This window comes from Stenotrophomonas pictorum JCM 9942 (assembly GCF_001310775.1).
Taxonomy (GTDB): domain Bacteria; phylum Pseudomonadota; class Gammaproteobacteria; order Xanthomonadales; family Xanthomonadaceae; genus Stenotrophomonas; species Stenotrophomonas pictorum.
On sequence record NZ_BAZI01000440.1, the window covers coordinates 1 to 1,966 of the forward strand.

Annotated in this window: 3 protein-coding genes; all 3 read right to left on the minus strand. The window is 68.0% G+C overall.

Features of this window, described 5'->3' with window-relative positions:
• Nucleotides 1-201 (minus strand): GNAT family N-acetyltransferase (locus JCM9942_RS14755; protein ID WP_484600250.1); only part of this gene is annotated, 201 nt, incomplete at its 3' end.
• Nucleotides 198-1,631 carry a ribosomal protein uL16 3-hydroxylase gene (locus JCM9942_RS14760; protein WP_054660586.1) on the minus strand — a complete coding sequence of 478 codons (1,434 nt, stop codon included), beginning with the start codon at nucleotides 1,629-1,631 and terminating at the stop codon, nucleotides 198-200. The genes JCM9942_RS14755 and JCM9942_RS14760, both read right to left, overlap by 4 nt.
• Before the next feature lie 102 nt (nucleotides 1,632-1,733).
• Nucleotides 1,734-1,966 (minus strand): VOC family protein (locus JCM9942_RS19460; RefSeq protein WP_304941155.1); only part of this gene is annotated, 233 nt, incomplete at its 5' end.

The window sequence follows — 1,966 nt, forward strand, 5'->3', positions numbered from 1 at the left end:
CGTCAGCCGGCCGGTACCGATGGGCTGGCCATCGGCATCGCGCGCCAGCACGTGATGGCTGAGCGGGTCCAGCGCATCGACCTCCAGCTCCACCGGTACCTGCTGTTCAATCACGAACACGGCATGCCGCACGCCATGCAGCGCGGCCTGCTGGGTGGCGTAGTCGGCGGTTTCGATATGGAAACTGGGGGCGGGGATCATGCTGCGGGGGTATCCGTGTCGTCGTTGTCGCAGATCACCACGACCTCGACCCCGTCTTCGCTGACATTGACGGTCTGGATGTCGGCCTGGGCCGGCTCGCCTTCGGCGGCCTGGGTGTACTCGAACACCTCGATCTCGACTTCCGGCGCGTCGTGGTCGTCGTCGGCGTCATTGTCGCTGTCGTCCAGTTCTTCGGCAGCGGCCTGCAAACGGGCGAGCGTCTCCACATCCAGCAGCTGGAAGTAGCCGCCGGCCAGCAGCTCCAGCATGGCGCTGCGGCCCTTGGCCGAGAGCTTGCGGTAGGCGGTGGCGTCGATGTGTTCGGCGGCGGCCAAGGTCTGCGCGTCCTTCACCGACAGCGGAAATTCGCGGCCGGAGCAGTACAGCGTGCCGCCCCGGGTGGCACGGCGCCAGGCCAGACGGGCCCACGGGTGGCGCTCCAGCTCGCCGCCACGGGCCAGTTCGGCTTCCACCTCTTCCAGCGGGCGCGGTGCCTGTGAGGGCAGGATGTCGCCGGCCGAGCGGTAGGTGGTGATGAAGCGGCCGAACCAGTCGCCGAGGCGGTCCGGATCGTTCATCCGCAGCGCGTTGAGCGCGGTGACCACCCGCTTCATCGCCGCCGCATCGATCTCGTTGGGGTCTTCGGGCAGCTTCAGGTCCGGATCCTGGAAGCGGATGGATTCATCGGCATTGGCCACCAGGTCATCCAGCCAGTCGCTGATCAGCTCGGCCGATGACGGTGCGCGCATGCCGAAGGAGTAGGTCAGGCAAGGGTCTTCGGCCACGCCGTTGTGCGGCACATTCGGCGGCAGGTAGAGCATGTCACCGGGCGCCAGCACCCAGTCGTGGCTGGCCTTGAACTTCTTGAGCAGCTTCAGCTCCACGTCCGGACGGAAATCCAGCGGCGGGCGCTTGCCCTTGGTCGATTCGCTGGCGTCGATCTGCCAGCGGCGGTGGCCGTAGCCCTGCAGCAGGAACACGTCGTACTGGTCGACATGGGCGCCGACCGAGCCGCCGGTGGCGGCGAAGCTGATCATCACGTCATCCATGCGCCAGCGCGGCAGGAAATCGAAGTGGGCCAGCAGCGCGCGCACGTCCGGGTCCCACTTGTCCACGTCCTGCACCAGCAGGGTCCAGTCGTGGTCGGGCATGCCCGGGAACTCATCTTCCTGGAACGGGCCGGTACGCACGGTCCAGCCGTCGGTGGCGCGGTCGTGGTTGATCAGCCGTGCCAGCGCGCCGTCCTCGCAGGCCAGACCGGCCAGATCGTCCGGCGAGACCGGGCTCTGGAAATCCGGGAAGGCACCGCGGATCAGCAGCGGACGCTTCTGCCAGTAGTCGCGCAGGAAGGTGGCCGGGGCCATGCCCAGCGGCTGGCCCGGCTTGGCCTGGACTTCGATCGGATAGGTCTTGTTCTTGCGTGCAGCCATGGGAAATCCTTGCAGCGTGGAAGCGGAGTTGCGGGCGCCAGATGCGCGCAGGCCGCTATTGTCCCCTTGTTGGCGCCAAACCGCACGACTGCCGGCGCGAAGTCAGGCCGGCGCGCGGGCGATCCCGTCATGGCCGTCACCGGTGAATGGCAGCGGGCACCGGCGATGATCGGAGGGATCGGCCGTGGTCACGAGGCGGCCCCAGGCGGTTTCGCGTATCCCGGTTTCCGGGCGCATTCCGGCCGCTTCGGCTCGGGCCAGTGCCGGCTCCAACAGTGGTACCACCACATCCAGGTGCAGAGGCGTCCAGTGACACCCGCAGTGGCGGGGCTGGC

Bases quoted from the DNA above. Each gene is read 5' to 3' on its own strand.
- JCM9942_RS14760 (WP_054660586.1), bottom strand. From the start codon at position 1,631: ATGGCTGCACGCAAGAACAAGACCTATCCGATCGAAGTCCAGGCCAAG.